23 protein-coding genes are annotated in these 26186 nt (G+C 62.0%); 10 read left to right on the forward strand and 13 right to left on the reverse strand.

The window, feature by feature from the left end:
• The first annotated feature begins 20 nt into the window (after positions 1-20).
• From M3M27_RS12645 to M3M27_RS12675, 7 genes are read left to right on the forward strand one after another with little or no spacing between them, the layout of a single operon-like run.
• On the forward strand, positions 21-320 hold the full coding sequence (locus tag M3M27_RS12645; protein WP_434025846.1) for a DUF6127 family protein: 300 nt from the start codon (positions 21-23) through the stop codon (positions 318-320).
• Positions 317-793, forward strand: a complete 477-nt coding sequence (locus tag M3M27_RS12650; RefSeq protein WP_434025848.1) for a hypothetical protein — start codon at positions 317-319, stop codon at positions 791-793. The genes M3M27_RS12645 and M3M27_RS12650 overlap by 4 nt, the downstream gene beginning before the upstream one ends.
• Positions 790-1302: a lysozyme gene (locus M3M27_RS12655; protein ID WP_434025849.1), complete on the forward strand. Its 513-nt coding sequence runs from the start codon at positions 790-792 to the stop codon at positions 1300-1302. Before M3M27_RS12650 ends, M3M27_RS12655 begins: the two co-directional genes overlap by 4 nt.
• Before the next feature lie 43 nt (positions 1303-1345).
• Positions 1346-1573: a methylation-associated defense system helix-turn-helix domain-containing protein MAD1 gene (mads1, locus tag M3M27_RS12660; protein ID WP_434025850.1), complete on the forward strand. Its 228-nt coding sequence runs from the start codon at positions 1346-1348 to the stop codon at positions 1571-1573.
• A gap of 54 nt (positions 1574-1627) precedes the next feature.
• The gene (locus tag M3M27_RS12665; RefSeq protein ID WP_434025851.1) at positions 1628-2716 is read left to right on the forward strand and encodes a DNA cytosine methyltransferase; all 1089 of its coding nucleotides are present in this window, start codon (positions 1628-1630) and stop codon (positions 2714-2716) included.
• Positions 2717-2729: 13 nt separating this feature from the next.
• Complete coding sequence (locus tag M3M27_RS12670) at positions 2730-3179, forward strand: very short patch repair endonuclease (RefSeq protein ID WP_434025852.1); 450 nt, start codon at positions 2730-2732, stop codon at positions 3177-3179.
• Positions 3176-4777 (forward strand): NERD domain-containing protein, encoded by a 1602-nt coding sequence (locus M3M27_RS12675; protein WP_434025853.1) that lies wholly within the window; start codon positions 3176-3178, stop codon positions 4775-4777. Before M3M27_RS12670 ends, M3M27_RS12675 begins: the two co-directional genes overlap by 4 nt.
• A gap of 8 nt (positions 4778-4785) precedes the next feature.
• Here M3M27_RS12675 and M3M27_RS12680 read toward each other — a convergent pair whose 3' ends face one another.
• From M3M27_RS12680 to M3M27_RS12720, 9 genes are all read right to left on the reverse strand, one after another.
• Entirely contained in the window at positions 4786-6495 is a 1710-nt protein-coding gene (locus M3M27_RS12680; RefSeq protein WP_434025854.1) for a hypothetical protein, read from the reverse strand.
• A gap of 12 nt (positions 6496-6507) precedes the next feature.
• Entirely contained in the window at positions 6508-9552 is a 3045-nt protein-coding gene (locus M3M27_RS12685; protein WP_434025855.1) for a helicase-related protein, read from the reverse strand.
• A 49-nt stretch (positions 9553-9601) separates the two neighbouring features.
• Positions 9602-10756 carry a sigma-70 family RNA polymerase sigma factor gene (locus M3M27_RS12690; protein ID WP_434025856.1) on the reverse strand — a complete coding sequence of 385 codons (1155 nt, stop codon included), beginning with the start codon at positions 10754-10756 and terminating at the stop codon, positions 9602-9604.
• Between the two features lie 22 nt (positions 10757-10778).
• Positions 10779-11483: a hypothetical protein gene (locus M3M27_RS12695; RefSeq protein ID WP_434025857.1), complete on the reverse strand. Its 705-nt coding sequence runs from the start codon at positions 11481-11483 to the stop codon at positions 10779-10781.
• Positions 11484-11497: 14 nt separating this feature from the next.
• Positions 11498-11812, reverse strand: coding sequence for a M48 metallopeptidase family protein (locus tag M3M27_RS12700; protein WP_434025858.1), 315 nt, complete (start codon positions 11810-11812; stop codon positions 11498-11500).
• Positions 11809-14841 carry a type I restriction endonuclease subunit R gene (locus tag M3M27_RS12705; RefSeq protein WP_434025859.1) on the reverse strand — a complete coding sequence of 1011 codons (3033 nt, stop codon included), beginning with the start codon at positions 14839-14841 and terminating at the stop codon, positions 11809-11811. The genes M3M27_RS12700 and M3M27_RS12705 overlap by 4 nt, the downstream gene beginning before the upstream one ends.
• Positions 14842-14959: 118 nt before the next feature.
• Positions 14960-15715, reverse strand: a complete 756-nt coding sequence (locus M3M27_RS12710) for a DUF3800 domain-containing protein (RefSeq protein WP_434025860.1) — start codon at positions 15713-15715, stop codon at positions 14960-14962.
• Between the two features lie 100 nt (positions 15716-15815).
• Entirely contained in the window at positions 15816-17087 is a 1272-nt protein-coding gene (locus M3M27_RS12715; RefSeq protein ID WP_434025861.1) for a restriction endonuclease subunit S, read from the reverse strand.
• Positions 17084-18967 carry an N-6 DNA methylase gene (locus M3M27_RS12720; RefSeq protein ID WP_434025862.1) on the reverse strand — a complete coding sequence of 628 codons (1884 nt, stop codon included), beginning with the start codon at positions 18965-18967 and terminating at the stop codon, positions 17084-17086. Before M3M27_RS12720 ends, M3M27_RS12715 begins: the two co-directional genes overlap by 4 nt.
• 109 nt (positions 18968-19076) lie before the next feature.
• On the opposite strand from M3M27_RS12720, the gene M3M27_RS12725 reads away from it, so the two are divergent.
• Genes M3M27_RS12725 through M3M27_RS12735 form a run of 3 tightly spaced genes read left to right on the forward strand, consistent with a single transcriptional unit; the run spans position 19077 to position 21413 of the window.
• Positions 19077-19877 (forward strand): TIGR04255 family protein, encoded by an 801-nt coding sequence (locus M3M27_RS12725; protein WP_220429103.1) that lies wholly within the window; start codon positions 19077-19079, stop codon positions 19875-19877.
• A 20-nt stretch (positions 19878-19897) separates the two neighbouring features.
• Positions 19898-20542: a helix-turn-helix domain-containing protein gene (locus M3M27_RS12730; protein WP_029577191.1), complete on the forward strand. Its 645-nt coding sequence runs from the start codon at positions 19898-19900 to the stop codon at positions 20540-20542.
• 16 nt (positions 20543-20558) lie between these two features.
• Positions 20559-21413, forward strand: a complete 855-nt coding sequence (locus M3M27_RS12735; RefSeq protein ID WP_029577190.1) for a hypothetical protein — start codon at positions 20559-20561, stop codon at positions 21411-21413.
• Positions 21414-21930: 517 nt separating this feature from the next.
• Here the strand turns inward: M3M27_RS12735 and M3M27_RS12740 are convergent.
• From M3M27_RS12740 to M3M27_RS12755, 4 genes are all read right to left on the reverse strand, one after another.
• A complete protein-coding gene (locus tag M3M27_RS12740) occupies positions 21931-22548 on the reverse strand; it encodes a DUF6088 family protein (protein WP_147653767.1) in 618 nt (205 codons plus the stop codon).
• Positions 22532-22750 carry a helix-turn-helix transcriptional regulator gene (locus M3M27_RS12745; protein ID WP_125076807.1) on the reverse strand — a complete coding sequence of 73 codons (219 nt, stop codon included), beginning with the start codon at positions 22748-22750 and terminating at the stop codon, positions 22532-22534. Before M3M27_RS12745 ends, M3M27_RS12740 begins: the two co-directional genes overlap by 17 nt.
• Before the next feature lie 83 nt (positions 22751-22833).
• Positions 22834-23958, reverse strand: coding sequence for a Fic family protein (locus M3M27_RS12750; RefSeq protein ID WP_434025863.1), 1125 nt, complete (start codon positions 23956-23958; stop codon positions 22834-22836).
• Between the two features lie 550 nt (positions 23959-24508).
• Positions 24509-25792, reverse strand: a complete 1284-nt coding sequence (locus tag M3M27_RS12755) for an alpha/beta hydrolase family protein (RefSeq protein WP_434025864.1) — start codon at positions 25790-25792, stop codon at positions 24509-24511.
• Positions 25793-26186 lie beyond the last annotated feature (394 nt).

Consider the following 26186-nt stretch of genomic DNA (forward strand, 5'->3'; position numbering starts at 1 on the left):
TTCGTTTCTGGAGACCACCTATGACCGAAGACCCCAAACCCGCCCTCGTCGAGAACATGGTCCTGCTGCGCCGCGAGGACTTCGAGGAACTGCTCGACTGCGCCGCCGAACGCGGTGCCGAGCGCTGCCTCGCCCACCTGGGCCTGGAGAACGGCAGTGCCGCCCGCGACATCCGCGAGCTGCGCGACCTCCTTGATGCCTGGCGCGACGCCCGTCGCACCGCCTGGCAGACCTTCGTGAAGGTGCTGACCACTGGCCTGTTGGCCGCGCTGTTGGTCGGCGCCGCGATCAAGTTCAAGCTCATGGGAGGCTCGCAATGATCGAGACCCTGCTCGGAGGATTGCTCGGCGGGGCCTTCCGTCTCGCACCTGAGATCCTCAAATGGCTCGACCGCAAGGGCGAGCGTGGCCACGAACTCGCCATGCAGGACAAGGCGCTGGAGTTCGAGAAGCTGCGCGGCGCCACCCGCATGGCCGAAATCACCGCCGCAGCAGATGCGGCATGGAACAGCGGTGCCGTCGAGGCATTGCGCGAGGCCGTCACCGCCCAGGGACGGCATTCCCGCGCCAAGTGGGCCGATGCCCTGTCCATCAGCGTGCGGCCGGTGATCACCTACTGGTTCATGGCGCTGTACTGCGCAGCCAAGACCGCAGCCTTTGTCGGCGCGGTCGGTGCGGGCGTGGACTGGATTCCGGCCGTGCAGGCCGCCTGGACCGACGCCGACCAAGCGCTGTGGGCCGGCGTGCTCAACTTCTGGTTCCTCGGCCGCGTCTTCGATCGGATGCGCGCATGATTCCGGTCCCGCAGGCGGCCATCGACCTGGCCAAGCGCTTCGAGGGCTTCCACCGCGTGCCCAGATCCGACCCGCAGCGCCGCGCACACCCATACGTCTGCCCCGCCGGCTACTGGACCATCGGCTACGGCCGACTCTGCAAGCCCGACCATCCGCCTATCACCGAAGAAGAGGGCGAGACATTCCTGCGCCAGGACCTGCGCACCGCCCTTGATGCCACTCTCCGTTATTGCCCGGGGCTGTCCACCGAACCCGAGGACCGGCTCGCGGCCATCGTGGACTTCACGTTCAACCTTGGCGCGGGGCGCTTGCAGACATCGACGCTGCGGCGGAGGGTCAACGAGCGGGACTGGGCGGCTGCTGCGCGGGAGTTGCGGCGGTGGGTGTATGGCGGAGGGAGAGTGTTGCCGGGATTGGTAGCGAGGCGGAGTGCCGAGACCACGCTTCTACTCTCGCCAAACCCAACGGCCTCCGACTCGAACCAGCCTAATCAAGACAGTTCGGCATAAAACAGGTTTTATTCCCATTGAAGCTATGGCAGAATCACCGATCATGGGTGTCTATACCGTGGGAACCGCCATGTCCGACCGATGGTTGTCCGTCGAGGAAATCGCCGAATACCTTGGTGTCAGCAGGGACACGGTCTATGCATGGATCGGGAAAAAGGACATGCCGGCCCACAAAGTAGGGAGATTCTGGAAGTTCAAGGCCGATGAAGTCGACGAATGGGTGCGATCCGGCAAGGCGTCGGAAGAACCCGACGATGCATCGAGCCGATGATGGAGAGGAGATCACGGTGCCAAGCTCGTTCTGGCCGACCAAGGGAGATCATGAATGACGACCTTGGCCTGCATTGATTTGTTTTGTGGTGCGGGTGGGCTCACTCACGGTCTGACTTCAGAAGGGATTCCTGTGGTTGCTGGCATCGATGTCGATCCTGCGTGCCGCCATCCATTCGAAACCAACAACGGCGCACGATTCATCGAAGAAGACGTCTCTCAATCGAAACCTGTGAAACTGCGGGCTCTTTTCGGCGACGCGGACATCCGCATCCTCGCCGGATGCGCGCCCTGTCAGCCGTTCTCGACTTATGCACAACGCTACGACACCGTGGGTAGCCCGCGCTGGGCGTTGTTGTATGAGTTCGCACGATTGGTCAAAGGTGTGCGCCCGGACATCGTCACCATGGAAAACGTACCGACGGTAGAGAAACACGAGGTGTATGGTGATTTCGTAGCCACTTTGGAAAAGCTCGGCTACAAAGTTTGGCACGATGTCGTGGACTGCTCTGGCTATGGCTTGCCTCAACGTCGTCGTCGAATGGTGCTACTCGCATCGCGACTCGGCCCCATCGAACTCATCGAGTCCACTCACAATCGCCCAGTGACGGTACGTGAAGCGATTGGAAAGCTCCCAGCGATCGCCGCAGGCGACTCTCTGCCGCGTGATCCGCTGCACGCGGCTTCCAAACTGTCGAAACTCAACCTCGATCGGATCCGGGCATCACGCCCTGGTGGAACATGGCGAGACTGGCCCAAAAGTCTGATTGCGGAGTGCCACCAGCGTGATACGGGGCGCTCCTATCCCGGTGTTTACGGCCGCATGGTCTGGGACGAGCCTGCTCCAACACTCACCACGCAGTATTACGGCTTCGGCAATGGTCGCTTTGGTCACCCCGAGCAGGACCGCGCGATCTCACTGCGTGAAGGTGCCATCTTGCAGGGCTTTCCGGAGGATTACTCCTTCGTCCCGGACGGTGCGCCGATCCAGTTCAAGGCCTTGGGGCGCATGATCGGCAATGCCGTGCCGGTGACACTTGGAAAGATCATCGGTCGTAGCATCCTCCAGCATCTCGCCATTCAACCATCGATGACGGGCACAAAGGGGAAACGTGGTGTCGCGCGCAACCCCCTCGTCGCCTGAGGCAAGTCGTCGTATGGCGCGTGTGCGCCAGCGCGGCACCGACATCGAGATAGAACTTCGCAAGGCCCTGTACGCATTGGGTCTACGATATCGCCTGCAAGTACCACTACTTTCGAAACCGCGGCGGGTCGCGGATATTGCTTTCCTGGGTCCGCGCGTCGCAGTGTTCGTCGATGGGTGCTTCTGGCACGGCTGCCCACTACACGCCACTTGGCCCAAGGAAAACGCCGAATTCTGGCGAGCGAAGATCGAGGCCAATCGCGCCCGTGATGCCGACACCGATCGACGCCTTAGTGAGCTCGGCTGGGAGGTGGTGAGGATTTGGGCGCATGAATCACCCGCCGACGCAGCGCGTCATGTTTCCAAGATCGTCGAGACGCGCAAGCACACGAGGCAGCCGCCGATCACCACCAATCGGGGGCTCCGTCGGCCGCCACGGAAACCGGACGAATCGAGCCAATGACGACCTTCTACCCCCGTGAAGCATCACCGAGCAGCCCGCGATCGGAGATCAAGGTGCGCGAGCGCTTGTCCACCGCTGATGATCTCGTCGTTTTCCATTCGGTTGCCTGGCAATCACGTCGTGGGGGTAAGCAGGGAGACGGCGAAGCCGATTTCGTCGTGCTGGCTCCCGATCTCGGAATCCTCGTTTTGGAGGTGAAGGGCGGCGGGATCGAAGCCATTGACGGCACTTGGTTTTCGACTGGGGGCGATGGAATCCGCCGTCCCATCAAAAACCCGTTCGACCAGGCGAAAGACTCCAAATATGCATTGCTCAACTTTTTCAAGGCGATCGATCCCACCCTGACACGGTATCCGATCGTGCATGCCGTGGTGTTCCCGGACATAGAAGTCACTCAGCTTCTCGGGCTCAATGCACCCAGAGAAATCGTCGTCGACCGTGTCGATCTGGCTCGGCCAATGGAGGCGATAGAACGGATATTCCGCCATTGGGGACGGAATCGAGCCTTGTCGAAGAATGACGTCGAGCGCATCGTCGACCATTTGGCACCTACCATTCGTGTAAGACGCCTCCTGCGAGACGACGTTGGAGACGCCGGGCAAGCGTTGCTCGATTTGACGAGCGAACAGATGGTGGTGCTGCAAGCGATCAGACGCGTCAAGCGCGCCATGATCCTCGGGGGCGCCGGGACGGGGAAGACGGTGCTGGCCGTAGAGAAGTCGCGTCAGCTCGCTTCATCTGGTTTTCGCGTACTGCTGCTCTGCTACAACGCACCACTGCGACAGCATCTCGCGTCGACATTGCATGGCTCATCGGTCGACGTCGAGACCTTTCACAGCCTCGTACTTCGTGAGGCACGACGCGCCAAATCGAAGACCCCGTTCGACCCGACGAGCGAGTGGTACGAAATCGAAGCCCCTAGCATTCTGGGCGAGGCTGCCGCTCGCAACGGCACGCAGTACGATGCAGTACTGGTCGATGAGGCTCAGGATTTCGCCATGGAATGGCTTTCGGTGACACGATCTATCGTTGCCGACGATGGTCTTCTATACCTATTCGCCGACTCTCACCAAGATTTGTATCGACGAGGATGGTCGATACCCGAAGGACTGGTCGAACTCGAGTTGACCGTGAATTGCCGGAACACGGGTCCGATAGCTAGAAGGGTGGCCAGCGTCTTCGACGATCGCCTCGACGGCAAGTTTGTCGATGGACCGGAGCCAAGGTTCGTGGAGGTGGACCGTCGAGAGCAGCTCACACCCTACGTCGTCGGCCTGGTCGAGAGCATAGTCCTCGAAGACAAGATCGAGCCGACCCAGCTGATCGTCTTGACGGATTCCACATCGGTGGTCTCCGAACTGCGATCGACCGGCGTGGCTGGGCATCTATTCACCACACTGGACGGTCATGGTATTCCCGTCGAAACCGTTTACCGTTTCAAGGGGCTCGAACGTGACGTGGTCGTCCTTGCTTTATCGGATGCCGCGACGATCGAAGACCTTCGCGCCGTTGCTTATGTCGGGTTGAGTCGGGCGAAGGTGGGTCTCTATGTCGTTGCCAGCCAAAAGATCAAAGACGCTATTGTCTGGGGCCCATGAACCGAGACTCATGGGCTTCGCAGATACCCATGTTGTCCGAAGAGCGTCAGACGGCTCAAATACCGATTGAAATAGCGGCAGGATGGCTCTCCGACATGAAGGCAAGCCATGCAAGCCGCCCCGGCGTCGGAGCAACCCGGATCCAGTGCGCAACGATGCTCGTCATACACGATGGCGTCGAACAGACGGTGCAGTTCGGTCTCGAACACGGCTTGGAGTCCTCCCAACACGAAGTCGCCCCGCGCTGCAGCGTAGATGAAGAACCCCAGATGCAGGGGAACCAGCAGCTCTGAGAGGGCATTTCTGTCGATGCCGGCGTGAACGGCGGATATCCTCAGGAAACGATGCGCATAGGAATGGACCAACTCGAGTAGTGCAGCGCCGACGGACCCGTCCTTCTCGTCCGTCGACGAAGGCAGGCGTGCCGCCTCCAATATGGCTGATCGAGCCGTTCGTTCGTCGTGCCACTCGGCGAGTGGATGACCTGCATCGACCAACCATTTCGCGACCCTCATCGGATCCAACCTGACGAAAAGGGCCTCCGTCTCGGCGATGTCCGCGTACACCTTGTAACCTTGTCCATGGCGCCCCTTGTATGGGACGAGCCGCCCCTTGCCAGGCTCGTGGTCACCTCGCGTATAGCCGAAGTGCCCCGTGAGCACGGGGAAGCGCTCGATCAGGTCGACTGCGCACAGCCCGGCCGAACGCAGCGCATGCGAATATCGCACGCGGTAGAGTAGACCGAGCTCGCTGGAAGGATCGGTCGCCGCCACCAAATCGTCGATTCTGGTCCTGGACTCCATTGTCGCTAGGGCGATGGTCACTGCTTGGGCCTCTGCATCCTCTCGTTGACCCGATGGCAGCACGATGTCTTCACTCTGCATTGCCCCAGATGCCGTCCCGGCGATGTCGAGCATCTTGTCGATGATCTCCGGGGGCAGCCCCTGCGCCTCCAGTTGCCGCCTCAGGGTTTCACGACTGGCTGGAATTTCTTCGACCGTCGTGGTCTTCATGCCATCCACGACCCAGCTCAACGCCTTGGGTGGTCCACCCGCTTCGGCGATCGCCCGTATGCGCTCCCGCGAAGGCGGATTGACGATTACGACGTTGCGGGGCGTGTAGACAGAAGACGCACGATGTGGCTGAAAGGCGAGATTGCCCTGACCACAATCGCACGGGACGTGTCCGAACCCTTTCCGGAGTTCTCGATCGCATACCGGACACTCGAACCGGATTTCGGTCGCGGAGGAAGTTCCAGGAAACACGATGCGCACCTGCCTGTGCTCGGGACACTTGGGGATCCACGGTGCTCGGAGTGTTCCACACTTGTCGTGATAGCCGACGAAGAACAGCTGCCCCTTCTGACCTTTTGCCCCGCAAGGACACGTCGTATCCGGCGTATCGTGTACCCTCTTGCAGGACTTGCATATCCACGATTTCGGAAACGGCTCCACTTCGACGCCGTTGTTCTCGTCGAGCGTCAACACTGTGATGGGTGCGCCCGCGTGCAAATGGGCGACGAAACCGGCGTCCATTCCCACCGCACTCCACGGCGTCGCCTGCCGGATGATTTCCCGCCGAAGCGATGCCGAATCGATCTCGCCGCGAACCTTGGGATGCCGCCAGTCTTTGACTTTCCACACTCCGCCGCGCAGGTCGACGGTCTGTTCCGGAAGGAATCCGAAGAGTATCTGGGAAGCGCTTCTCGATTCTTTCACTTTTCTCCTCCTTCAGACCCTGGTCCCGATGACCGGGACCTGCTTCTCGACATCCCGCAGCGACAGCATGGGTGGACCAGACGGCGACAGATCGGAAGGGAAGCGCGCGTCATTGGGTGGCACGAGGATGTTGTGGCGCAACTCGTCGAACCATACTCGCAGGTCCTTTCTCAATGGCTCATCGAGCTCGCTCTGCAAACCAAGCGCTTCGATCAGTGCATCGAGTTCCACGTCGACGTCGAATTTCCCAGACGACACATAGTCCTTGAAAGTGCGCAATGTCGTCAGAGCGGTTCCAGAAGACCCCTCATGGATTACCAGCAAGCGAGCCAGCTCCAGGCCGGCAACGGTTCGGTCCAAGACTCGGCGGCTGCGCCTCGTAACCGGTATGGGTTCGACGAATCGATCCCCTTGCTCGACGAATTGTCTGAAGGAGCGAAAGACCCCTGCGTCGCGTTCCCGGCCGATTTTGTGGACGACGAACACGAGGCCCGGGAAGCGGCGTCCCACCCGGGCTGTGGCCTGGATGAACTCAGCTGCCGACAGCGGGATACCGAGCATCACCATCACGTTCAACCTATCGACATCCACGCCGTGGGACATCATCGAGGATGCCGACACGATGTGCAGCCGCTCTTCGAACGAGTCCTCGGGGCTCTGTAATCTTTCGAGTATCTCGCGCACTTCCGAGAAGTCTGTCTTGCCCGTGAGTGATGCAGTATTGATCGCACCAGAAACGAGCACCTGCGTTTCCATCGAGCGCATCACTGCCTCGAGGTCACGCAACGTATTCCCATAGACGACGTTCGTTCCATAAAGAGAGAGCAACTCCGCCGAGAACTGCGGGTCGATGCCGATATCGGCACACGTGGATACGGGATCTCGCGCCAGATCCCGCACAGCGATCTGCAACTCGGTCAGCAATCGATCGACCGTGTACTCGATGGTCACCCCCCGCGGCGCTATCGCCACGAACCGGCGCATCAAGCTTTCCGAATCCGCGGTCCAGAAACCTCCGCCGACACGCGGTGGAGGAACGGGGAAAACACGCGCCGCTCGCCGATACAGAACGTCTACCTGCTTTTCGTAACCCGTAAGTGTCGCGGAGGACGCAAGTACCTTTGGCTTCCTGCCGCAAAGTTCGTCCTGCAGCGCGTCGTACAAAGCCTCGTAGTGTGAGTCGACAGCCCCGAGACTGTCCCGCAGGAGGTGCAGTTCGTCTTGGAGTCGGAAGGACGGTCCATACTTATCCTCCTCCATGGGCAGCGCCTGGCGAGTCCCCCGACAACCGGGAACGAGACATCCCGAAGGACGTGAACTCCTCGGGGCATAGATGTATCCATGCCCTTCTTTGGAGCACACCCCCAGAGGCGCGCCGACCATGCCGCGCATGGACGCCTGAAGGGAGATCGATGCCGCCTTGTCGAGGGTGCCGACGACCACCGTAGGCAGAAATCTGTAGATCTCCTCGTCGACCACGTATATCGGCAGAGCGTCACCATTCGCTACACAGTCCGTGTTTCCGCATCGGTGTTCGAGTCTCCACGAGCGCCTGTCGAAGTCCATCGTTATCGAACGCTCGTGACAGAAAGGGCAGTACTCCAGTACCTGGTATCGGCGCGGCATCTGGTCGTCGTCGGGATCCGGCTCGCCCGGCTTGGGGTTCTCGAGGATGCGATTGGGGGTCGCACCCTGCCCAACGAAGAACCCAAGTGAGAAACCATCTCCTGCCAAACCCATCTCGCGGCGTACCATCTCTGCCGAGGCGATTGCGTCGGCGAAACGCTGGGTCTGCTGTAGGGACAGCATCCTCAAAGGGAAACGACTCCACGCAGTGATTCCCGAAACTTTCCCGGTCATTCTGTCGTATAACGCAGCCGTCACCAAAAGGCCGAGGTACGTCTCCGTCTTGCCTCCGCCCGTCGCGAACCAGACGACGTCGACGACATCCGGCTCATGCTCCTTGTCCACGACCGACGAAAGGTTCGCGAGCAAGAACCCCAACTGGAACGGACGCCAGGAGTCATACTTGCCCCGGGCACTGAATGACATCGCGCGATTCATTCCGGTGAACGCGCGAAACAAGGCTTCGTCGGACTTCAATAGCTCAATGCCTTTCGCGAGTCGCTCACACTCTCGCTCAAATTCCTCGGCGGCCCTGGTCGCTTGTTGCTGCATCTCGGTCGACCATCTCTCTGCGTCCGCCCGATGTTCCAGTACATCGGCCGCCCAGTTGGCGCCTCCCCAACTCCTCAGCGCCGAAAGTAGAGCTTCCGCCGGCCCGATCGGATCGGCCGCCAAATCCATGAATCGCATGGTTGGCATCGGATCGTCCACGCTCCAGTACCGAGGTCTATGGCGGTCGACCGTGACCGCATCTTCCGTGACGATGGCTCCAGACTCTGTACGTACGCCGCAGTTGATGCCGTACGCCTCGATACACCTGTCGTATCTGAACGAATCCTCCAGTGCTTCGAGCATGAAAGGGAGCGTGTCGAGATTCTCGACTCGCAACTCGGACTGGTAGAGCCGTGTGTCTTTGAAGTCCGGATGTTCCTTGGGGGAGCAATTGACCAGAGACACGCTCAGCTCATGATCACCGGACTGTCCGGTGTCGACTTCGACATCGATCCGCGCGGCGAGTCCGTCGCGCCCAGTCACGCTGGCCAGGGCACTCGCGATCTCCTCCTCTCCATATCGATGTATCCCTATCCGTGCCGGCACTTCGATCGCGAATCCAACGCGGACGGGCCCGGTCTTCTTCCATATCTTCGCCGACTTGTCCCACAGCCAAACCCGAAAACTCGTGACGACACGGAAGCGCCAGGGTCCCGCCCCTCTGGGTTTAACCTTGATCCCGAATGCGCAGGGTTCTAGCCGTTCCCCCCGATCACCCCAGTCGCTTTCGGCCACGGCCTCGGCGGATTGCAATCTTCCCAACCAATACTTCCCTGACGGCTCGACCTTCAACACGTCGTCGCAGTCGCCCCTGCCGGCCAGGGTCATGCGCCTTGCCAACCAATCGACGAATTTCTCTCGAGCCGTTTCTGCGTTCATTCTCGTTCTCCTCTATGAAGCTCTGCCCTCGCCACACTCCCTGCACTCCTCACGAGTCCAGAAAGTCGCGAAGCACATCTCCTCGACTTGGATGCCTGAGTCGACCGAGGGCTTTGGCTTCGATCTGCCGAATCCGCTCGCGGGTCAGACCGAACATCTGCCCAATTTCTTCCAGCGTCGCCCCGTGACCGGAATCACTCAAACCGAATCGGAGGCGTAACACTTTGCTCTCTCGCTCTTTCAGGCCACTCAGGGCGTCGTCGATGCACCTCGCCAGATCGGCCTGATCCAGGTGCTCCTCCGGCGAAGGGAGATCGGAGACCAGTGTCTCCATCAGCGTGAGATCGTCATACCCGTTGATCCTCTCGTCCAATGATGCGGGAACGAAGGCAGCGATCTGTTGTATGAAATGGACTTTGTCGATCGTCCAGGCGAGTTCGTCGGCGAGCTCGCCCATGCTCGTGCGTCGCTCTGGATGTGCTTGCCCCAGGAGTTTGTGTGCGCGTTTCAGCCGGAGCACGTCGTCATAGGCATGCACCGGGAGCCGTATCGTCGTCCCCCGATCGGCGAGGGATCTCGTGATGGACTGTCTGATCCACCATGTCGAATAAGTGGAAAACTTGTACCCGAGCGTGTGATCGTACTTGTCCGCCGCGCGCATCAGCCCCATCACGCCCTCTTGGAAGAGATCATCCAGGCTGAGATCGGAAAGGCCGACGTACGGTTTCGCGATGTGGAGCACGAGCCGGAGGTTCGCCATGATCATCGTCTCCTTCGCACGCCTTCCTCGTTCGATGATCCTGTCGTGCTCCGCCGATCTAGGCACGCCTTCTTCCAGTTCACGCAGAGCACGGCGTCCGAGTTCCATCCGCCGCCCCAGTTCCACTTCTTCCTCGGCGGTCAGAAGCCTGGAGCTCAGACTGCGCAGCCTGACGTCTAGGCGTTCAAACGAACCATCGACGCCAGCGTCGACAGAGTCGACCTCATCGACGTTCGGGCCTTCGGTCTCATCCGGGTTCTCGGATTCGTCCTCGACACTGATGCCGAGCGCATCGAGCTGTCGATAAACTTCTGCGCCTTCCTCGACGGTCAGCACTCGTTTCTCGAGCAACCTCTCCACATGGGCCTTGGATAGAAAACCATCCAGTCGATCATGGTCCGCGACCAAGTCTCTGACGACCCTGTCTACCTTGGCTTCTTCCACGCCCCCTCCCATGCGCGTCTGCCTATCGGCTCCACACGACCCTACAGGCGAGATACTCACCGATCACCATGCGGACATCGATCCCGGTCTGCCAGTCGACCGAATATCTATAACGACCTGGCTGTACGATCAGCCACGCTCCGACCTGGGCCGGAGGGACGGATTTTCCCAAGACACGCAGGAAAGCGCGGCTCCCCAGCTCTGGCCATAAGCACTGGGCTTCTCCCCCTACGCCTTCGAACTCCTGCCTCTCCGCCTCCGACATCGCAACGATCGCGCGAACCGAGCAAACATCGGGCTCGTCACGCCAGGTCTCGCTCAATTCGTAGGCGGCGTGCCCCTTTGCCAACTTGATGACGACGTTGCGTACTCGCGCTTCATCGGGCTTCCACCAGGGACGACCGGTGTCGTCATCCCAGCGACACGCCTCCAATTGAGCAGTGAGCCGAGGATTCCTCGATAGCGCGCGTTTGACCTTTTCTCTCGCAAGCCCATCGGTCTCGGTCGTGCCAGCCATGACGCACTCCAGCAGGCACGCCAGATATTCCTCGTCCAACGAAAAGCCACCGTTGCACTCCCGGCAGGCTTCGACGACCGGAAGGTTTTCAGGTAGCGGATCGTCGAGGAAGACGCGCGATGGCACGTGGTCGACGGTATCGGGTCGGCCACCACAGTAAACGCAGCTTCCTTTCAGGCGCTCATCCACGAAGAGGTGTTTCGGATCCACGTGCCGGTTCCCATTCAGTCGGCGTTGCAGCGTCGCGCCACTTCCCAGCGACGCCAGCCGGGAACATGTGCGCTCATCAGCGCCTTGAACATCCGCCCGTGGCTGGCGTAACGCAGATGCAGCAGTTCGTGGACGATGACGTAGTCCTGGAAGCGCTCATCTTGCGCGACCAGGTCGGCGGCCAGGGTGACCGTCCCCGCGGACGAGCAGGAGCCCCACTTCCTGCGCATCTCTTGGACCCGAATGACGCGCGGGTTGACACGCAGCTTCACCGCCCAGGCCAGTGCCCGTCGTCGCAGTTCTTGCGCAGGGTAGAGGGACGCTTTCACGCTTCGCCCTCCGCGAGCAGCAGTCGGATGATCAGGTCGACCACGCGGGCGCGCTCGTCCTGTCCGAGCGCCAACACGGGTTTGTACATGGCGGCGCGCAGGCGGCGTTGCTCGTCGGGGTTCACCGATGCATTCGGGAAGCGCGACAGGAGCGCTTCGGCATCCTTTGCGAGCGCCATGGCGTCGACCGATGCCGCCTTGACGGCGGGGTCGTCGCGCAAGACCCAGTAGACAGCGAAAGCGCGCGGGGAAAGTCCGCTGTCGCGCGCCGCCTTCATCGCCGTCTCCTTCTCGGCCGCCAGCGCTGCGAGTTGGTCCATCGCGGCCAGACCGGTCGTCTTGCGGTCTTCGAGGTCCTTGAGGATGCGTTCGGCGCGGTCTTTCAGTGGCTGCAGCACCGGGGCTGCGGCGGGGTCTTCGTCGATCTCGTGCTGCAACCCGCGCACGAGGTTGAATACCTTGCCTTCATCGGGACCTTTCTCGCCGCGCAGCGCGTTGAGCGTGGCCACGTCGAAGGTCACGCTCTTGGTGAGCCGGCCCAGGCCGTGCTGCTCGGCACTCCCCTCGATAAGCCGGCGCGTCTTGTAGGCCAGATCGGCCACGAAACCGACCTTCTCGGCATAGGCATTGCGCACGGCCGCGTAGAGCTGGGAAAGCTGCTTGTAGGTGGCGATGTGGTCGCGGAGCCGCGGGTCGGGAGAGAGGATCTCCCACAGCGCTTCGATGTCCTTGTAGTGTTCGAAGAAGGTCTTGCGCGCCTCGGGCGTCAGGAAGCGGCCGAACACCAGGCGTTCGAGCCGTTCGTCGGGCGTACCGCCAGCATCTGACTCCAGGTAGTCCTTCTTGGCCTGCTCGATGCGTTGCAGGAAGTCCTGCAGCAACACGTCGAGGTCCTCGATCACGCCGCTGACGTCGGTGGAATCGAACTGCAGCGCCTTCTTGAGCTCGCGCAGCACGCCGACGAAGTCCACCACGAGGCCGACCCGCTTCTGCACCCCGTTGGCATCGACGTAGGGACGATTGACGCGGGCGATCGACTGCAGCAGCACGTGGTCGCGCATCGGCTTGTCGAGGTACAGGCAGTACAGCGGCGGTGCGTCGTAGCCGGTGAGCAGCTTGTCGGTGACGATCAGGATCTTCGGGTTCTCTGCAGGCTTCTTGAACAGCAGACGCACCTGTTCCTCGGCCTCGTCGGAAAGCTGCAACTCGGCCACCAGCGGCCGATCGATGGCGTCCGCCGCATTCTGGGTATAGACCGGCGCCGTCCACTCCGGCGGCAACCGCTTGTCCAGCGCCTTTTTGTACTTGGCGCAGGCCTCGCGGTTCACGGCCACCACGAAGGCCTTGTAGCCCAGGGGCAGCACGTTCTCCTTGAAGTGCTCGGCGATGAAGGCGGACACCTTTTCGATGCGGTCGTCCGCCGCCAGGAAGGTGCGCAGCCCCACGGCGCGGTCGAGCACCTTGTTCAGCTCCTCGACATCGGTGACGCCTTCGCTCTCGGCCAAGGCGAAAAACTCTTTGTCCAGGCGATCCGCAGGCACCGTCATTTCGCTCGGCGCCATCACGTGTTTGATCGGCAGGGTCGTCTCGTCTTCGATGGACTCCTTGATCGAGTACTTGTCGAGATAGCCTTGTTCGTCCTCCCGGCCGAAGATCTTGAACGTGCCTTCGCCTTGCGACGTGCGCGCAATCGGCGTGCCGGTGAAACCGATGATGGTGGCCTTCGGCACGGCCGCCATCAGATAGGTGCCGAGGTCCTTGGCGACCGACCGGTGCGCTTCGTCGATGAACACGTAGACGTTGTCGCGCAGGCAGCTGTCTTTGCGGATGGCCTCGAACTTGTGGATCATCGAGATGATCAGGCCGCGGAAGTCGGCGTCCAGCAGTGCCTGGAGTTCGGCCTTGTTGTTGGCCCGCCGGACCGCGATGTCCTGGCTCTGCATCTCGCCGAGCAGGCGCTCGACCCAGCCCTTCAACTGACCTTCCAGCTCGGTGCGGTCCACCACCAGAATCACCGTCGCGTTGGCGAAGCGCGCCTTGTCCTCCAGGATCAGGCGAGCGGCGGTCAGCAGGGTGAAGGTCTTGCCCGAGCCCTGGGTGTGCCAGACCAGGCCACGTGTCTTCATCGGGTCGGCGCAGCGGTTCAGAATGGCGTCGATGGCGCGCCGCTGGTGCTGGCGCAGCACCGACTTGCGCGTCTCGCCGTCCTGCACGTAGAACAAGATCCAGTGCCGCAGGGTGCGCAGGAAGTCGGTCGGCTCGAAAAAGGCCTGCACCGCGGAGCGGTAGCTCTCCTCCGGCGCCTGCTTCCAGCGTGCCATGTCGCGCCGGTTGGCGTTCCAGGTCACGCCATACCAGTAGTCGAGCAGGTGGGTGACGTTGAAGAGTTGCGGGCAGGCCAAGAGCTCCGGCGTTTCCAGTTCGTAGCGGCGCAGCTGCTTGATGGCGCGCTCGATGGCGTCGCCGTCCTTCGGGTTCTTGTGCTCGACGATCACCACCGGCACGCCGTTGACGACGAACATCACGTCCGCGCGGTTGCCCTTGCGTGCCGGGGGCTTGATCTTCCACTCCCAGGTGACATGAAAGGCGTTCGCCTCGACATGCTCGAAGTCGATGAGTTGGACGCGGCGATGGCGCTTTTCCTGCTCGTCGAACCAGGAGCGCTCGCCGCGCAGCCAGGCCAGCCGCTCGCGGTTGCCCTCGATGCTGGCGGGCAGCGCGTCGAAGGTCTCGACAATGGAGCGCGCCTGCTCGGACTTGAGCCACGGATTGAAGGCAAGAAGCTTCTGCTCCAGCAGGCCCCGGAACAGGCTCGCGGACTCGTCCCCGCGCCTGAACAGCGCCTCGACGGGGCTGAGCGGCACCCAGCCGATCTCGGCGGCGTGCTCGACCATCGGGAACTGGACGCTGCCGGCCTCGCTGATCTTGAGGGTGCTCATGGGCGCCCCCTTGCGCGGTTGCGCTCGCTTTGGAGCACGCCTAGTGCTATCCTGCGAGGCAAAGGTTCCTTCCGGGTGACAAGTGGCCAAGGGCCACTGCCCGCCAGTGACGGGGTAGCCCGGAGGGTCATTTTTGTGCTATCGTGACGTTGGGAACGGGAATGCCCGTTCGGCGGTCGTCGCCTGGTGTAACCGGGGGCGGCCGTTTTCATTTGGGGAACTCCTTCAGGCCGAAGACCTTGCCGCTTCGGTAAAACTTCGGGTCGATGACCGCGTAAGGGCGGTTCTCCGCATCGGTCTTGAGCGCCTTGCGCGCCACCGGGTATGCGCACAGGTCGGCCAACTGAACGCCGGCGATGTTGTCTTGCTTGCGCCGGAAGCTGATTGGGCAGGTCAGTTTTCGAAAGCGTTCCGCCTTGTTGTAGTACGTGCCCTCGGTCATCAGGCGATGAAAGCTGGCCCGCAGCGCATTGTCTTCGTTCTTGCCCCTCGCCTCGGCGATGACCGGCAGCGCCGTTTCTTTATGGGACTCCATGAAGTGCAGGATGCGTTCGAAGGAGTATTCGAGCGCCACGTCGTAAGGGTTGCGGGCGCCATCGCCATAACGCGCCTTGTAACCATGCTTGTGGATGACCGTAACGAATAGAGCGAACGGCAAGCGCTCCATCAAAGCCGACAGATCCTCCATGAATGCCCCCCGCACCTGGGCGTTCTGGAGGATCGAGAACGGCCCCTCGGCTTTGCGGATGTCGCGGCTGTGCAGATTGATGCCTTCATGGGCGAAGTAACGCAGCTTGAAGGCCGCCATCTCCGGCACGATGACGCGCGCATACGCCTCTCGCTCGACGACGACGGTGCACAGGGCAAATACCGGCAATTCCGGGTTGATCTTCGTCAGCGAGTGATCGCCGCACTCATCGAAGAAGGCGATGAAACGGGAGGTGGACAGGCACGCCTCGTTCATCGGGGCCTCCCGCCGAAGCGCGAAAAAGAAAAGCCCCGGGGGTCGGCGCTTCCCGGATGAGGGTGGGAAGGCTTACTGCCAGGGGCGGATGAGAGGCACATCATACGGCCGGCTCCGCCGCAGGGGAAAGCGGCTCCGCGGGGGCTTGCAACGCGGAGAGGTCCAGTTCATCGACGCGGATCTCGCCGGTCATCAGCTTGTGCAGCAGGGCCTTGAACAGTTCTTCCAGTACCGCCCGCTTCTTACGGTGCAGCTCGATCTTGCGGTCGATGGCGTCGAGGATGGCGATGATGTCGTCCTGCTCGGCTAGATCAGGAAGCGGCAGTTTCAGCTCGTAAAGCTGGCTGCTGTTGATTGATGGCAAAGGGCCTGCATTGGCAATCGAAGATAGATTTATCGTCTGAAACCAAGCAAACAGGTACTTAGGACGACAAGGCACATTTTCAATTATTGTGACCCCCATGATGTTGTTGTCTACCAGGGCGTCACGGATCAGTAGCCGCTTCTTGTTCGTATGGAGTGCGCCCCCTACCTTTGGAAAGATGATCGTTTCACGCGGAAACGGTTTGGCTCGCAGCTGTTCGAGGTCTGCCCGATCAATCCAATTCGCAGCCGAACGCATTTCCAACTCATTCCCCGGCAGGTTCATGTCGCTGACCTTGCAAAACGGAAACGCGCCCTGATGCTTGCCCTGTAGCGCAGGCGGAAAACTTGTTCCACCACGTACGATAGCAACCGCCTCAAGTGAAGTGACCTGCCAACTCTCAGGCACCGGCCCGATCTCGGTCTCCTTCTGCGGCTCGCCGCGCAAGCCGCGCGTGAACAGCTCGCGCATGGCGGCGCGTTTGAGGTCTTGAGCCACTTCAAGCGTGTCTTCGCAGACCTTAAGAAGGTCTTGAACGCGCCACAGCAACGCAGCAATGGCTTGCTGTTCTTCGTATGAAAACCGTGGACATTCAAACTGAGCAATGTGAGCCCAAGACGTGCGTGGATGGTGGGCCCCAGTGACCCCCGTAAGTGCATGCTCGACAAAGTCGGGATCATGCACGAGGCACGCGAGGAATCTGGGATCGACGCCGGGCTTGGCTCGCAGGACCAGCAGCTCAGTCGTGCAGACCCCATCCGTATCCGCCAAGATGGCCTTGTCGAGATACGGTCGCAGTTTTCCGTAAAGGATGTCGTTCCGGCGAAACGCGTACTTGTGGCTCTGGACATCGGCCGCGATACCGCCTCCCGAGCGGCGTAGCCGTCCAGGAGTGACATGTTCCAGACCAACGTAAAGTGCCTCAGGCACGTCTGCCGGATGGACCTGCTCAGATATCAGGTCGCATAGCTCGGCTAGAGTCGCGCTTCCAGTTTCCGTGCCGTTCATGCCAGCTTGCCCAGTTGCGCAAGGGCACCAGCCAGATCGCCCTCGAGTTTTTTCTCGGCATCCAGTAAAGCTTCGAATCGGCGTAGTAGCGCGCCGAGATCCGCCGATTCAGCACCAGAGGAGCCGTTTACCCACCGACTCGGACTCAAGTTGTAATCCGCCTCCCGCGCCTGTTCGGTGGTAATCACCGCCAGTTCTCCCTCGACCGGCTCGCCCTTGAGATACATCGCCGCCAGCGGCCGGATGTCCTCCTCGGGCAGGTAGTTCTTGGGCCGGCCCTTCTTGAAGCGGCGGCTGGCGTTGAGGAGCACGATCCGGCCCTTGCGCGCGGCGCTCTTGCGCTTGGAGAGCACCACGATCACGCCGGCGGCGGTGGTGTTGTAGAAGAGGTTCTCGGGCAGCAGGATCACGCCGTCGATCAGGTCATGCTCGACGAACCACTTGCGGATGGTGCGTTCCTTGTCCTCGTTCTTGGAGCCGGAGCCGCGCGTGACGGCGCCGGTGTCCAGCACCACGGCGGCGCGGCCGTGGTCGTTCATGCAGGCCAGCGTGTGCTGCAGCCAGGCCCAGTCCCCTTTGCCGCTGGTGATGCCGCCGGCAGTGCGGAAGCGGTCGAAGGGGTCGTTGGCGAAGATGTCGGGCGCGAAGGGCTGGTTCCACATCGGATTGGCGACGACGATGTCGTGCTGCCTGATGGAACCGTCCGCGTTGCGGAACTTGGGGTTGATCATGGTGTCGCCGCGCGCCAGCTCCACCTCCATGTCGTGGATGATGGCGTTCATCTGCGCCACGGCGTAGCTTTCGGCCTGCAACTCCTGGCCGCTGAGCTTGAGCGGCACGCGGCTCGTCGGGTCCAGCTCCCGTGCGACAAGCTGGAGCTTGATCAGCAGCCCCGCCGAGCCGCAGGCGTAGTCGTGGCAGGTCTCACCGGGCTTGGGCCGCAGGATGTGCGCCATCAGGAAGCCGACCTCGGTCGGCGTGAAGAACTCGCCGGCGCTTTGGCCCGAGCCTTCGGCGAACTTGCGCAGCAGGTATTCGTAGGCACGGCCCAGGAAGTCCGGCTGCACGTCGGCGAGCCCCAGGCGGTAGCGCGGATCGGAGAAGGTCTCCACCACGCCGCGCAGCTTGGCCGGGTTGATGTCGCGCTCGCCGTTCCGCTCGGCGGCGAAGTCCACCACGTCGATGACGCCCGAGAGCGAGGGGTTCTGCTTGACCACCGCGCGCACGGCCTTGGTCAGGTGCTCGCCGATGTCCTTCGGCGCGGTGCTGCGCTTCTTGTCGTCGAGCGGCCAGTCGTACTGCTCGCGCCCGCTGATCACCGCCCAGCGTGCTTCGGGCGGCAGATAGAACCGCAGCAGCGAGTGGTCGGACTCGGCGATCTCCAGCGCAGTGGGCCGATCGCCGTATTCCTCGGCCAGCCGCTCGATCTCGTCGTCAAAGACGTCGGACAGCCGCTTCAGGAAGAGCAGCGGCAGTAAGTAGTCCTTGAACTTGGCCGCATCCTTCTCGCCCCGGATGGAGCAGGCCGCATCCCACAGCATCTGCTCCATGGGCTTGGTGGTGGGCGTCGCGGCGGTGGTTCGCCGACTGCGACGACGCGAGACCTGGACGGCGGCCTCCGGGGCATCCTCAGCAGCCTTCTCCACCCCGGCCTCGCGCGCGAGCGCCAGAATGGCCTCCTGCGCCGCGCGTTGCGGCTTGCTGCCACCACCTTCCCAGCGGTTGACCGTGGCGAACGAGACCCCGAGCCGCTCGGCGAGCTGCTCCTGGGTGAGATCAAGCTTCGCGCGGATGGCGCGAAGCGTGGCGGGTAGAGGTGTTTGTTTTGTCATGTTTGCGATATTTGCAGTATCGCATCGTCTTGTCAAGCGCAGCGTCAACCAAAAATCCTCTTCGCGACCAACACTGAAGACCAAACCCACCTGGCGCCATCGTCAACCACAGTGTAAACTGACAACTGAAGTGTCAACCAATGAAATGGAGCAGCCTGTGAGCGAGCGAATGTCGAAGGCGCCTGTTTACTATGCGCTGGCACAGGCGCATTTCAATCCTGTTGCCGCGATGGCCAAGTACGTCGACCAGATCCAGGATCGGCTGCGGCGCGAGGGCTACCCACTATTCGAGCCGCAGCAGGTCACTCACTTGGTGGTCCCGGGTCCTGGACAGGCACAGCGCGTCGAGCCGCAGATCCAGCAGACGGTTTCCTGGCTCATGACCAGGAGCGACCGGACGGCCGGTTACATCCTTTCGCCCTCGGCGATCACCTTCCACACGACTCATTACGAAACCCACAATGAGTTCATCCCGGAATTGCTGCGCGGTTTGAATGCAGTGCATGAAACCGTAACCCTCGACCACGTTGGCCGACTGGGACTGCGCTACCTGGATGCCGTATTGCCACAAGCTGGCGAAACCGTCGAACAGTACCTGGTCGGTGGACTGCATGGCGTGGACTTCAATGCAACTCGCCGACACACGATGACCGAGTCTGTGTTTACTACAGAAACTCGCCCACTCCTACCAACTGGGACGTTGGTGGCCCGCGTGTACAGAATGACTGCACCGCTCGGCTTCCCTCCAGACATGCTACCTAGCGGTCTGGCGGTGAATCCACGGTTCGAGATGAAAGAACCTCGCGAACATGGCGTGATCGACACGGATCATTACACCGAAGGGCGTATGCCAATCGATATGGACAAGCTTGGAGAGCAGCTGCTTTCGCTTCATGCGACGATCAAATCCGTGTTCGAAGCAACCACGACGGGTCACGCACGCAAGGCATGGGCATGAGATCATTGGAGGCATCCGCTATGTACACCGAAGCATTGCCTACACATCGAAGTGCGCCGTTCGTCGTGCCAATCAGTGCTGCCGCCACGGCAGCATTCGCGTTGATCGGCTCGACGCTCGCTGTCAGCGGTACCGGTAGCGTGTTCGATATCTCCCGCGCCGGGGAGTGGCGCAAGCTGGTCGAGGCTCGCGTTCCGGTCTATGTCGATATTGGAGTGACAGACGACGTCGTCGAGCGTCCGGATCTTCGTTCCGCTTCGGAACACCTAGCCAACATCCGGCAGGTGCTCAATCCTGCCATCGCTGATCTGGCGGCGGTATTTGGTGTCTCCAGGCAAGCGATCTACAAGTGGATTGGCGGCGAGTCGATGCCTGAGGCCGATAATTTCAAGCGAATCCAATCGCTCAGCCATGTGGCCGATGCTTTTCACGAAGCTGGAATCACACGCGCGCCTGCGATGCTGAAAATGAAGGCGTTCGAAGGCCGGTCGCTGATGGATCTAATCACATCCGACCAGCTTTTGCCATCGCACGTTCAGTCATTGATTGCCGAAGCACGGGCCATGGATATGGCATACGACCGTTCCGGGCTGGCGCGAACCAAAGCCGAACCTTCGGACGATTGGCGTGCCGAGGCTTCCATTCCCGGGTCTCCCGAGCAATGACCTGGGAGGAAGATGAATGCTGGCACGGGATACGGATTGGCGACAGGGCGACATACTCACTCGCCAAACTGCGGCACTACTGGGTTTGGTCGAGACGGCGGATGACGAGGTCCGTGCCATCATCATCACGCATGACTGTGACATCTCACATGAAGCCGAGCATTGCATCGAGGTCATCCTCGCTGACGTAATCGGCGATGCAACGCTTGACCCGCAGCTCTCTTATGCCAAGAACCCGCGTCGACTCCATCTTGCGTACGACGCTGCGGATGGCAGTCTACTGATACTAGAGCTTCGGCAAGGGAATCGACGCGCCATCACCAAAGACACCTTTGCCAAGTACGCGGCGAGGGACGATAGCGTCTTGCTCCCGATCGAATCGAAGCGAGTTTTGAAACAGTGGCTTGCCGCCCGCTATGGAAGGCCGGCGTTTCCAAATGCATTCGAGAACCGGCTGAGCAAGCGCTCCGGCAAACGAGAGGTCAAGAACTGGGTTGGAAAGATTCTGGAGCCGGAAGCAAGACATCTGGTTGGTCTGTTCTTTGATTTGGGGGAGCAGCGCTGGACTGAAGTAGCAGAGGATGAACCATACGTGCTGTCCATATCCGTGGTTTACGACGCCGTCAATGGGGGCTCATCTGCACGTGAATCCGCCGAACGCGTCGCAAAGCAGTTGCGCGACCTTTTCGAGAAGGCCTACGGGACACCAGATATAGCCACCGAAATCGCACTCGATGCCTGCGAAGCAGTGCCCGACACGCACATGACGCTTGCCGATCTTCGACGCGTAGATCAGTGGCGACTCGAATACATCAGCTTACGCGACGACAAGCAAGGGGATTTTCTTCCCGTTGGTGAGATTCCTGCCTAACTAGCGAGGGCCGGATGCACTCTTCTACTGCTCAGTGGACCCGCCCCGAATCCTCACTAGCAGTGATGGTTACCCAAGCACCCAAGCTCACTTCCGCCGAAGGACGGCGCGACCCGATAGGTGGAGGCAGGTTCGGTTCCCAAACCCGGAATCGAACTGGACGTCGACCTGAGGCACTTGGCTGATGCCACGGCCGGCGGGAACTGATACGATTGCCGGCACTGGGGGGCTGGCTTCCGCTCCTTTCCGCAGGAGTTTGTTGCGGCTCTAAGGCGCTGAGTTACATAGGTTTGGTGCTGGGTTCCACCCCACCGATTCCCCGCAGGAGTCCGAACCATTCCGCACGAACCCGCAGGAACCCTCGCCAGCCCGCACGGTCTGATGGCAGGTCCTTGATTTTGAACAACCTGCTTGACCAGTCCGCACTTGCGGACTGCGGACTTTCGGTATGCCGGCAATCCGCTTGTAACCGTGGTCGGATGCCGCCGTGTTTCGAAACGTCGGTACTTGTCGACATCTACCGACGAAACGGAACAAGTGCCGACGCGGGAAGACCTTTCTGGATTGCCACTACCATCCACGCCGGCAGGTGAGTCCTGGTTTCGAGCACGGCGTTCCAGTCATCCCGCCCGATGCGCCCAACCAACTTGCCGACCGTGGTTTCGGCGAGGTCCGGGCCAAGCCATTCAAGGGCTCTGACGACATCACCGGCGAGACTATCGCCCAGCACCAACATCCACCTGGGGGCACGGCGGATCTCGATGACCTGCTTGCCGAGATTGAGCGTCCGCGCGCGGCCGTCGGTCAGGTAGATCTGTCGGACGGGGACCTGCGTGGTCAGCCCCAGGGCACTGGCCGCAGCCGCGCCATGACGGACGATGGCGTGCCCCGTGATGCGCGCGAGGGACTGGACCAGTTTGTCGGCGGGCGGCGGGACTGGACCGAAGCGGCTGGCCGTCACGGCGACGTACATGCCGCGCGCCACGCGCCTCAAACGCCCATGCCGTGCCAAGCGAACCAACTGCCGCGACGCTTGATCGCGATTGACCAAGTGCTCCAGGTCCAGGCTCCTGAGCAAGGCGCCCTCCGGCTGCGCATCGATCCAGCGGCTGACGATCTCAGTTTGTTTGGCCATGGGCAACGACCGCAGACTGGCTGGTTGATATCTGCAGGCACGACTCCTCGTAGGCTTCGATGTCGACTTGGCGGTAAATCACCCGACCACAGAGTTTCAGGAATTTCGGCCCAATTCCCACGCTACGCCAGCGTTCGAGGGTGGCTTCGCTGATACTCCAGCGGGCAGCCAGTTGCTTCTGGTTGAGGTGAACGACGTCCATCTTGGTCTCCTTCCGCATGAGTTGGCAGGAGTCCATGAAGGCGCTGTTCGGCCTGCAAGCCAAGTCGTTCTCCGAAGGCGCGGCTATCCAGGCAGATCGTTCAGCTCGTAGCTGGTACTGCGCCCGCCCGCTTCAGATTTCCGCAGCACACCGCGTGCAATCAGGTCGTTGATGTCACGCAGCGCCGTGTCCGGCGAACACTTGGCAATGGCCGCCCACTTGCTGCTGGTGAGCTTGCCTTCGAAGCCGTCGAGCAGCCGGTTGAGCAACTTCACCTGTCGCTCGTTCAAGGGTGTGGCCGCCCAGTGCTGCCAGAAGCGTGCCTTGGCCAGCACGGCATTGAGGGTCTGCTGCGCGTGGTCGACGGCGCGATGAAGCGTGTCGAGGAACCACATGAGCCACTCGGTGACGTCCATGGACCGCTTCTGGGTGCGCTCCAGGATATCGTAGTAGGCCTTGCGCTCCCGCTGGATCTGCGCCGACAGGCTGTAGAAGCGCTGCGGGCTGCCGTCGGCGCGCGCCAACAGCAGGTCGCCGATGGCCCGGGCGATACGGCCGTTGCCGTCGTCGAACGGGTGCAAGGTCACGAACCACAGATGGGCAAGCCCCGCCTTGACGAGCGGTGGCTCACCCGAGTCCGCATTGACCCATTCGAGGAAACGACCTGTCTCGGTCTCCAGTCGATCGGCGGGCGGCGCCTCGAAATGCACGCGCTGGCGGCCGATGGGGCCGGAGACCACCTGCATGGGGCCACTGGCGTCGTCGCGCCAACTGCCGACCTTGATCCTGGAGAGGCCGGAGTAACCAGTGGGAAAGAGCGCCGCGTGCCAGCCGAACAACCGCTCGCGGGTCACCGGCGCCGCGCAGTTGACCGTGGCGTCGAGCACCATCTCCACCACGCCTTCGACATGACGATCGACTGGAGCCAACGCCCCGATGTCGACGCCCAGCCGGCGAGCGATGCTTGAGCGCACGGACTCGACGTTGAGCTGCTCGCCCTCGATTTCGCTGGTCTTGACCACGTCTTCGGTGAGCGCCGCCAGGCTGGCCTGATCGCGCAGCGCCATGCCCACGTCGGCCAGACGCCCCAGCAAGAGCCCTTGAGCACGACTCACATCCGCCATAGGGCCAGCGAGCGCCGCCAGGTCGAAGCGCCAGTCCGGCCAGTCACTGGCCTGCCAGATGTACTTGTAATCGCCGCTGTTCATGCGGAGATTATGGGCTTCATTCTCCGCATGCGCAAGTTATTCACCGCATATAATGCGGCGATAGAAGGTGCGATTCCCCGCACCCCGGGCTGCCTTACCCCGGAATGGGTGTGAATGGGTGTGCTCTTGGTCGGGGGGACGGACGCGGGTTCAATTCCCGATTCCGGAATCGAACCGGACCAGAGAAGCATACGAGTTTGAACGGCCATATCGGTGACCGATCCACGGGAAAAACCGCTTGATCGTCCGCTGCCTCTGGCCTGTCAACCCCCGCTTTTCGCAGCAGCCAGCAGGACTTATCAACTTGCCGGAACGCCGGTATCGCGTACTTTCAACGGTCGTTTGGCGCGGGCTGCCGCCCCACCACCAATGGACGGACCGATCGGGTCCAGGAAAGGCCGGGAACCCACGCATCCAAAGGGTTTCCGGCCTTTTTCATGTGCGACGCAGCGCGAGCGCGACGAGCCGTGCGATGTTGGGGGCATGTATCGGGGGATTATCTCGACGTCCTCGGCCGTTGATACCCCCACTCTTCCGATCTCGTCCTTTCTCAGTGCCCCGCACAGGACGCGCCCGCGCAAGGCACGGCTTCGCCGTAGCGCGGCTGCAGCCCGGTGCCGCGGATGAAGTCGGCCATCAGGCGGAAATAGCCGTCGGGCTGGCGCGTGGAGACGCGTTCGCCGTCCGCCTGCGTCTCGAAGTCGTACATGCCGTGGTCGGCACCGGGGAACACCGCGCTCGTGATCGGCCTGCCCGCGCGCTGCAGGGCGGCCAGCCGGCGTAACGTTTCGTGCGGCGGCGCGTCCCGGTCCTGGCCGCCCAATACCCACAATTGGGGCGTGTCCAGGGTCTCCAGCACCGGCATCGGGTCGTAGTGCACGGGCACGCCGTGGACCAGCTGCGGCGCATCGCGGCGGATGGTGTCCGGATCGGTGGCGAGCAGGTACCAGGTGAAGTTGCCGCGCACGAAGGGATACCAAGGGGCCTTTCCGTACTTGGCCTTCACCGCGGCCAATGGCTCGTAGCCGTCGGTGAAGTCGCTTTCGAGCAACCTGGCGGTGGCGTCCGCGATTTCCATCGCACCGGCCATGGCGTCCTCGCCGAAGCCTGCGCGCGCCATGTCGAAGGCGATCGCTTCGCGGTCTTCGTCCAGCGGCGAGACGGCCAGGCCGAAGCTGACGACGACGAAGTCGACCGGGACGATCCGCGCCGCCAGCGGGGCGACCCAGCCGCCTTGGCTACCGCCCTGGTAGCCGATGCGCCCGGCGCGATCGCCGGCGAGGCGCCGGGCCTCGCGCATGGCGTGGATCGCATCGATCGCGAGCGTGAGATAGTCCTGCGTGTAGCGCCCGCCGGACGCGCCGGTACCGCGCTTGTCGTAGGCGAACACCCCGATTCCCGCACTCGCGAACTCGCGCTGGAGCGAATAGTGCTGCAGCGCCGGGTCGCGCTCGGCGCCGTGCACCAGCACCACCAGCGGCACGGGACCGTCGCCCGGCGGCAGGGTCAGCCGGCCGGCCAGGGCGACGCCGCTGCCGGCGAACCGGGTTTCGATCTCCACCAGCGGTATGCGCTGCCCCGGCAGATCGTCGAAACGCACGCGGCCGTGCCTGCAATCGAAGCGAAGCCGGTGTCCGTCGGACCGCTCCGTCCAGCCCAGGGTGCTGGTCCACGTCCCGTCGGCCTCCGGCGTCAACGCACCGGTGCGCCCGTCGGCCATGCGCCAACGCAGCCGCTGTCCGGCACCCGGGCCGATGTCGAGCGCGCGGCCATCGTCCAGGCGATAGCCGCCGATCTCGCAACGCGGCGCCGTAACCGGGTGCCCGGACGCCATCGCAAGCGCCGGACCCGAAATCCATGAGGCGGCGAGCGCCAGCACGGCCAAGCCGCCCATGGAACGCAATGCATTCAAGTCGCTTCCTCCCTCTTCTCCTGCTCGCGGGCAGGCTGCCATCGATCGCGATCGTCGGACCACCGGCAACCGACGAAACCCCGATGGCAGCGACGAACCGTGCAGAAAACGGGACGGCGCCCTCCCTCGGCAGTGGCCGCCCGCGATCCCGTTACCGTATAATGGCCCGCCTAGCCCGAGGCGCCCGGCAAGGAAGCGGACCGCCGGATTCTCCTATTGCTTCAACCGGTTGCGCCGCTCGACGCGCTCCGATCGGTTCGAGCGAAGGAACCGGCCTGGCAATGGATCGGTCTTTTCCGACACCGGGAACCGTCGA

This window comes from Xanthomonas boreopolis, assembly GCF_046529185.1.
GTDB classification, from domain to species: Bacteria; Pseudomonadota; Gammaproteobacteria; order Xanthomonadales; family Xanthomonadaceae; genus Pseudomonas_S; species Pseudomonas_S boreopolis.